The organism is Hydrogenophaga sp. (assembly GCF_019264445.1).
In the GTDB taxonomy this organism is placed as follows: domain Bacteria; phylum Pseudomonadota; class Gammaproteobacteria; order Burkholderiales; family Burkholderiaceae_C; genus Hydrogenophaga.
In genome coordinates, this window is record NZ_JAHVAB010000061.1 from 55,188 (window position 1) to 61,645 (window position 6,458).

Below are 6,458 nucleotides of genomic sequence, written 5' to 3' on the forward strand. Positions count from 1 at the left end.
TACCTCAAACCACAAACTCCCCACTCTTCCCCCCCCGCTTCTCCATCAACCGCACCCCATCCATCACCATCCCCCGATCCACCGCCTTGCACATGTCGTAGATCGTGAGCAAGGCCACGGACACGGCGGACAGGGCTTCCATTTCCACGCCGGTCTGGCCGGTGCATTCGGCGGTGGCGCGGCACAGCACGCTGTGGGTGTCGACATCAATGTCGAATTCCACCGTCACGCGGGTCAGGGCGATGGGGTGGCACAGGGGGATGAGGTCGCTGGTTTTCTTGGCGGCCTGGATGCCGGCGATGCGGGCGATGCCGAGCACGTCGCCCTTTTTTGCTGAGCCCGACTGAATCAAAGCCAGTGTGGCCGGTTGCATGCTGATGCGGCCCTGTGCGACTGCAACCCGGTGCGTGCTGGCCTTGGCCGCCACATCGACCATGTGGGCCTGGCCCTGGGCATCAAAGTGGGTGAGCGGAGAGGGGGTTTTTGTATCGGTCATGGGGGCTTGTTTCGCGGGCTTTACAGAACCGTCAGGCGTTGGCGGCATCATACGGGGATGCGTTTTTCCCTCACTTCGCTGTTGCCGTCCGCTCGCCGTGGTGCTTTGTACTTGGGCGTGCTCGCCCTGGTGTCAACCTGCCTGCCCTCGCCGGGCTTGATGGCGCAGCCGATTCGAGACGGCGCGTCCAGCTCGGCGTTGCCCAGTCTGGGGGACGGCCAAGGCATGTCGATTGCGGCAGAGCGCCGTCTGGGCGACCGCATTGCGCGCGACATTTACCGCGATCCCGACTACCTCGACGACCCCGTGCTGGGCGACTATCTCCAGGCCGTGTGGCAGCCGCTGCTGGGCGCTGCACGTGACCGTGGCGACGTGCCACCCGAGTTGGCCGAGCGCATGGCTTGGGAGCTCATGGTGTCGCGCGACAAGCGCGTCAATGCCTTTGCCTTGCCAGGGGGTTATCTGGGCGTGAACCTGGGGCTGCTGGCGCTCACCGACAAACCGGAAGAGCTGGCCTCGGTGATGGCGCACGAACTCAGCCACGTGTCGCAGCGCCACATTGCACGCATGATCACGCGCGAGGAGCGCATGGCGCCCTGGATGTTGGGCGCCATGATCCTTGGCGCGCTGGCGGCAGGCGCCAACTCGCAAGTGGCTGGCGCGGCCATTGCCGGTAGTTCGGCGGTCGCTGCGCAGACGCAGCTGAATTTTTCGCGCGACATGGAGCGCGAGGCCGACCGCGTGGGATTCGGTGTGCTCACCGGCGCCGGGTTTGACGGGCTGGGCTTCGTGAGCATGTTCGACAAGATGCAGCAGTCCTCGCGTTACGACGACGGCTCGTTCCCCTACCTGCGCAGCCACCCGCTCACGGGCGAGCGCATCGCCGACATGCGCTCGCGTGTGCCCTCCGGCCCGACGGTCGCCGCCGGTGCAGCGCCGGCGCCAGGCGCGCCTTCTGCGGCCGCAGCGCGCGCGGGTACAGGCACAGGTGGGCTGAAACTCGATCTGCCCCGGCGCGATGCGCCGTCTGCGGCAATGGGTCTGGCCATGCCGTCACGGGCTCAGCACGCGCTTGTGTCGGCAAGGGCGAGGGTGCTGGCCGAGAACGGTCCGGACCGCCAGCGCGCGTGGCTGACGCTGGGCCAGGGCGCCAACGCGTCGCCTGGCGAGCGCTATGCGGGGGCACTCTCCGCATTGCGCCTGGGGCAGCGCGATCTCGCTCTGGATCTGGCGCAGCGGTTGCGCGCGGTGGCCGCGCCCGAGGCGCGTGCCACGGTCGATGCGTTGTTGCTCGACATTCTGCTGGCGCCTGCGGCGGGTGGTGCGGCTGCCCTGCCGCCTGCGCAATCAGCCTTGCTGGGTGAGCTGCGCGACCAGGCGTTGGCAGGCACGACGCGTGCCAGTGCGCTGCAGGGCGCCCAAGCGGCCATCGCAACCGGGCAACCGCAGCGGGCGGTCTCGCGTCTGCAGGCCTGGGTGGCGCTGCAGCCGCGCGATGCCGTGGCGTGGCAGACGTTGTCGCGGGCGTACGAGGTGCAAGGCCAGAAACTTCGGGCGATCCGGGCCGAGGCCGAGGCACGTGCCGCACACCTGGACTTTGCGGGCGCAGCCGACCGCTTCAAGGCCGCTCAGGCGCTGCCTGCGGCGGAGCGCACCGATGGCATGGAGCTGGCCATCGTCGACAGCCGCCGGCGTGAGGTGGAAGCGCGGCTTCGCGAGTCGGTGCGCGAAGAGTAGGCTCAGCGCAGGAGGGATCGCGTCGCGGTGTTCACCACGAGCATGAGCACCGAATAGATCAACGAGCCCAGCAGCGCGGCCCAGAAGCCGTTGACGTGAAAGCCGTTCAGCACGCCCGACGCGGCCCAGAAGAGCAGCGCGTTGATGACGAAGAGGAACAGGCCCAGCGTGACGATCGTCACCGGCAGCGTCAGCACCACCAGGACGGGGCGCAGCACCGCATTGAACAGGCCGATCACGGCCGCAGCGATCAGTGCCGAGGTGAAGTTCTGCACTTGCACGCCGGGGTAGATGTAGGCCACCACCAGCAGGGCGCAGGCGGCGAGCAACCAGGTCAGGATGAGTTTCATGGGCGCAGCATAGCAGCGTGAACAAAAAAGCGGCGCCCATTGGGCGCCGCTTTCATGGCATGAGCGCGGTGGGCGATCAGGCTTCGAGCGTCGCAGCCGGGCGGCGCGAGGCGACCCACTTGCCAATGGCCAGCACCAGCAGTGCGCCAGCAATGTGGGCGGCCCAGTACAAGGTGTCGGAGATGACGGCCATGCCCTTTTCGTAGACGGTGCCCAGCTTGGGCATCCACAGCCACTTGTCGGGGTTGACGAAGGCCGGGTCGGTCACGAGCATGCCACCGGCGATCCAGCCCAGCAGCATGCCGCCCAGGGTGATGATCAACGGGAAGCGGGCCATGAGCTTGATGACCAGCGTGCTGCCCCAGACGATGATGGGGATGGAGATCAGCAGACCCAGCACCACCAGCAGGAACGAGTGTTCGCCCGCATTCTGGGCGGCACCGGCAATCGCGATCACGTTGTCCACGCTCATCACCAGATCGGCCACGATGATGGTCTTGATGGCGGCAAAGAGCTTGTCGCTGCCCTGGATGTCGCCGTGCGCTTCGTCATCGGGCGCCAGCAGTTTCACGCCAATCCAGATCAGCAGGATGGCGCCCACGAGCTTGATGAAAGGCACCGTCAGCAGCGTCATGGCAAACGCGATGAGGATCACGCGCAGCACGATGGCGCCAAAGGTGCCCCAGATGATGCCCTTGGTGCGCTGCGCGGGCGGCAGCTTGCGGCAGGCCAGTGCGATCACGACCGCGTTGTCGCCACCCAGCAGGATGTCGATGATGATGATCTGTCCCAGCGCGACCCAGAACGCAGGCGATGTCAGGAAGTCCATAAATTCCTCGTTGTCGTTTGTCTGAAAGGGCGGGACGCAAGTCCCTCTCGTCTGATCCGCCCAGCTTTCTCGTGCATCGACCCGCGCGGGCGATCACTGGGCTGGTTTCATCTGTTCACGACGGCGCATCGGGTGCGCTGGCGAAGGGGATGGACGTGCGTTGATCGACCCCGCGGGGGTCTATCAAAGGTCTTGCTCGGCCCGGCATGCAATTGCCAAACCCGGGCTGCCGGAAGCCTGTGGCTTCGTGCTGACGACAACCCGATGCCCAACGGTGACGGGCCTGGCGGCCCCTCGGCGCTGGAGCGGAGAGCTACTCCCCCTCGAGACCCGCGATTGTAGCGGTCGGCCTGGCGCTGCGGCGGCCCGCGCGGATACGCAGTTACCACAAGCCCGGGGTTGTTTCTGCCGACGTCGGCGCATTCGACAGGAGTGAACTGGCTATGATCCACCCCCCATGCCCGGCATCCACATCACCGACATCGAAGCCGCCATCAACTACTGGCGTGAGCGCTCACCCTCGCCCGATGGTGTGTCACTGTGCAAGGAGACGCGCGCATTGGCCGAGGTGTATGCGCTGCTGGTGTGGTTTCACGAGACCGAGGCCGACGAGGCCACCTTGCCCGCGCCTGCGCGGGAGGCGTGGCTGGCCTGGTACGGCACCACGCCCGATACGCCCTGCATCGCCATTTGCTCAACCAGCCAGGGCGACGAGGTGTGCAAGGGCTGCGGGCGCAGCTTTGACGAAGTGCAGCGCTGGACCGAGATGACGCCCGCCGAGAAGCGCGCGAGTTGGCGGCGCATCACCATCGAGGGCGACGCCTGGCGCTTCAACCGCTATGCCGAGCGGGCGCTGGAAGACAGCCCGGTCAGCGGCAAGTGAGCCGAAGGTTCAGACCCGCCGGGCCAGCTCGGTCGCCTTGCCCACGTAGCTGCCGGGCGTCATGGCCAGAAGGCGGTCTTTTTCCGGCTGCGGAATCTCCAGGCTGCGAATGAGCGCGTGCAGCGCTTCGGCGGTCACGGTTTTGCCGCGCGTGACTTCCTTGAGCTTTTCGTAGGCGCCTGACACGCCGTAACGGCGCATGACCGTCTGGATCGGTTCGGCGAGCACTTCCCACGACGCGTCCAGGTCGGCGGCAATCGCTTCTTCGTTCAGTTCGAGCTTGCCCAGACCGACGCCCATCGAGTGGTAGGCCAGCACGGCGTAACCGAGGGCGACGCCCATGTTGCGCAGCACGGTGGAGTCGGTGAGGTCGCGCTGCCAGCGGCTGATCGGCAGCTTTTCCGAGAGGTGGCGCAGCAATGCGTTGGCCAGGCCCAGGTTGCCTTCGGCGTTCTCGAAGTCGATCGGGTTGACCTTGTGGGGCATCGTGGACGAACCGATCTCGCCCGCCTTCAGCCGCTGCTTGAAGTACCCCAGGCTGACGTAGCCCCAGATGTCGCGAGCGAGGTCGATCAGGATGGTGTTGGTGCGCGCCACGGCATCGAACAGCTCGGCCATGTAGTCGTGTGGCTCGATCTGGATGCTGTAAGGCTGGAAGGTCAGGCCCAGGCCCAGTGGCTCGGGTTGCTCGATGACATTGCGGCTGAAGGCTTCCCAGTCGAAGTCGGGCCAGGCGCTCAGGTGCGCGTTGTAGTTGCCCACCGCGCCGTTCATCTTGCCCATGAGCTTGACACTGGCGATCTTTTCGCGCGCTGCGCTCAGGCGCACCACCACGTTGGCGATTTCCTTGCCCACGGTGGTGGGGCTGGCGGTCTGTCCATGGGTGCGGCTGAGCATGGGGACCGCGGCGTAGGCGTGCGCCATCTCGCGCAGCTTGTCGATCACGGCGTCCAGCGCGGGCAGCAGCACCGCGTCGCGCCCGCCCTTGAGCTGAAGGGCGTGGCTGGTGTTGTTGATGTCTTCGCTGGTGCAGGCGAAGTGCACAAACTCGGCGGCCTTTTCCAGTTCGGGGCGCGCTTCGAAGCGCGACTTGATCCAGTACTCGACGGCCTTGACGTCGTGGTTCGTGACCTTCTCGATGTCCTTGATGGCTTGCCCGTCGGCTTCGCTGAAGTTTTTCACCAGGCCCATGAGGTAGGTGCGCGCGCCTGGGGAGAGTGGCTTGAATTCGGCCAGGCCCGCATCAGACAGCGCAATGAACCACGCAATTTCGACCTGCACGCGGCGGTGCATGTAGCCCTGTTCGCTCATGAAGGGGCGCAGGCTGGCGAGCCGGCCCGCGTAGCGTCCATCGAGTGGCGACAGCGCGGAGATGGCGCTGGGGCCTGCTGTGGAGGAAAGGGCGGGAGCGGCGGGAGAGGGGGTGGTCGGGCGCATCCCGCGATTGTAGGAGGCCGCGTACAGCGCATGCGTTGGCATGCTGCTGCTGGCTAGAATCGTCACTCCCCTTTCAATGCTTACTTCATCCCCATGAAACTCATCGGCGCCATTACCAGCCCTTACGTTCGAAAAGTGCGCGTTGTCATGGCCGAGAAAAAGCTGGACTACCAGTTCATTCTGGAAGACGTGTGGTCGGCCGACACCACGATCATGACGTCCAACCCGCTGGGCAAGGTGCCCTGCCTTGTGATGGAAGGTGGCGAAGCGGTGTTCGATTCGCGCGTGATCGTGGAGTACCTCGACACGCTCTCGCCGGTGGGCAAGCTGATTCCCACGCAAGGCCGCGAGCGCGCGGAAGTGAAGACCTGGGAGGCGCTCGCCGACGGCGTGCTCGACGCCGCGGTGCTGGCCCGCCTCGAAGCCACCTGGCCCGGGCGCACCAGTGAGCAGCGCAGCGATGCCTGGGTGGACCGCCAGCGCGCGAAGATCGACGCCAGCCTGAAGTCCATGAGCCAGGGCCTGGGCGAAAAGGCCTTCTGCTCAGGCATTCATTTCAGCCTGTCCGATGTGGCGGTGGGCTGTGCGCTGGGTTATCTGGATTTCCGTTTTTCCAGCATCGACTGGCGCACGCCTTATCCCAACCTGGCACGGCTGGCAGAAAAGCTCAACCAGCGCCAGAGCTTTGTGGATACCAAACCGGTGTGAGGGTCCCCCCCGCGCCGC

General features: G+C 65.9%; 7 protein-coding genes. 3 read left to right on the plus strand and 4 right to left on the minus strand.

The features are described 5' to 3' along the window. Positions 1 to 4 precede the first annotated feature (4 nt). Complete coding sequence (gene moaC, locus KXJ60_RS12585) at positions 5 to 496, minus strand: cyclic pyranopterin monophosphate synthase MoaC (protein WP_291127927.1); 492 nt, start codon at positions 494 to 496, stop codon at positions 5 to 7. Between the two features lie 57 nt (positions 497 to 553). Here moaC and KXJ60_RS12590 point away from each other — a divergent pair, with 57 nt between their 5' ends. Beyond that, a complete protein-coding gene (locus tag KXJ60_RS12590) occupies positions 554 to 2,233 on the plus strand; it encodes a M48 family metalloprotease (RefSeq protein ID WP_291127929.1) in 1,680 nt (559 codons plus the stop codon). 2 nt (positions 2,234 to 2,235) lie between these two features. Here the strand turns inward: KXJ60_RS12590 and KXJ60_RS12595 are convergent, their stop codons facing one another. Beyond that, positions 2,236 to 2,583 (minus strand): phage holin family protein, encoded by a 348-nt coding sequence (locus KXJ60_RS12595; RefSeq protein WP_291127931.1) that lies wholly within the window; start codon positions 2,581 to 2,583, stop codon positions 2,236 to 2,238. Between the two features lie 76 nt (positions 2,584 to 2,659). Next, positions 2,660 to 3,412, minus strand: a complete 753-nt coding sequence (locus KXJ60_RS12600) for a TerC family protein (RefSeq protein ID WP_291127934.1) — start codon at positions 3,410 to 3,412, stop codon at positions 2,660 to 2,662. A 457-nt stretch (positions 3,413 to 3,869) separates the two neighbouring features. Here KXJ60_RS12600 and KXJ60_RS12605 point away from each other — a divergent pair, with 457 nt between their 5' ends. After that, entirely contained in the window at positions 3,870 to 4,295 is a 426-nt protein-coding gene (locus KXJ60_RS12605) for a DUF3717 domain-containing protein (RefSeq protein WP_291127937.1), read from the plus strand. A gap of 9 nt (positions 4,296 to 4,304) precedes the next feature. Here the strand turns inward: KXJ60_RS12605 and purB are convergent, their stop codons facing one another. Then, positions 4,305 to 5,732 (minus strand): adenylosuccinate lyase, encoded by a 1,428-nt coding sequence (gene purB, locus KXJ60_RS12610; protein ID WP_291127939.1) that lies wholly within the window; start codon positions 5,730 to 5,732, stop codon positions 4,305 to 4,307. Positions 5,733 to 5,825: 93 nt separating this feature from the next. Here purB and KXJ60_RS12615 point away from each other — a divergent pair, with 93 nt between their 5' ends. Continuing rightward, entirely contained in the window at positions 5,826 to 6,440 is a 615-nt protein-coding gene (locus tag KXJ60_RS12615) for a glutathione S-transferase N-terminal domain-containing protein (RefSeq protein ID WP_291127941.1), read from the plus strand. The last annotated feature ends 18 nt before the right edge of the window (positions 6,441 to 6,458 follow it).

Excerpts from the sequence above, each read along its gene's own strand:
- purB (WP_291127939.1), bottom strand. The coding sequence starts at position 5,732 with ATGCGCCCGACCACCCCCTCTCCCGCCGCTCCCGCCCTTTCCTCCACA.
- KXJ60_RS12600 (WP_291127934.1), bottom strand. The coding sequence starts at position 3,412 with ATGGACTTCCTGACATCGCCTGCGTTCTGGGTCGCGCTGGGACAGATC.
- KXJ60_RS12590 (WP_291127929.1), top strand. The coding sequence starts at position 554 with ATGCGTTTTTCCCTCACTTCGCTGTTGCCGTCCGCTCGCCGTGGTGCT.
- KXJ60_RS12605 (WP_291127937.1), top strand. The coding sequence starts at position 3,870 with ATGCCCGGCATCCACATCACCGACATCGAAGCCGCCATCAACTACTGG.
- KXJ60_RS12595 (WP_291127931.1), bottom strand. The coding sequence starts at position 2,583 with ATGAAACTCATCCTGACCTGGTTGCTCGCCGCCTGCGCCCTGCTGGTG.
- moaC (WP_291127927.1), bottom strand. The coding sequence starts at position 496 with ATGACCGATACAAAAACCCCCTCTCCGCTCACCCACTTTGATGCCCAG.
- KXJ60_RS12615 (WP_291127941.1), top strand. The coding sequence starts at position 5,826 with ATGAAACTCATCGGCGCCATTACCAGCCCTTACGTTCGAAAAGTGCGC.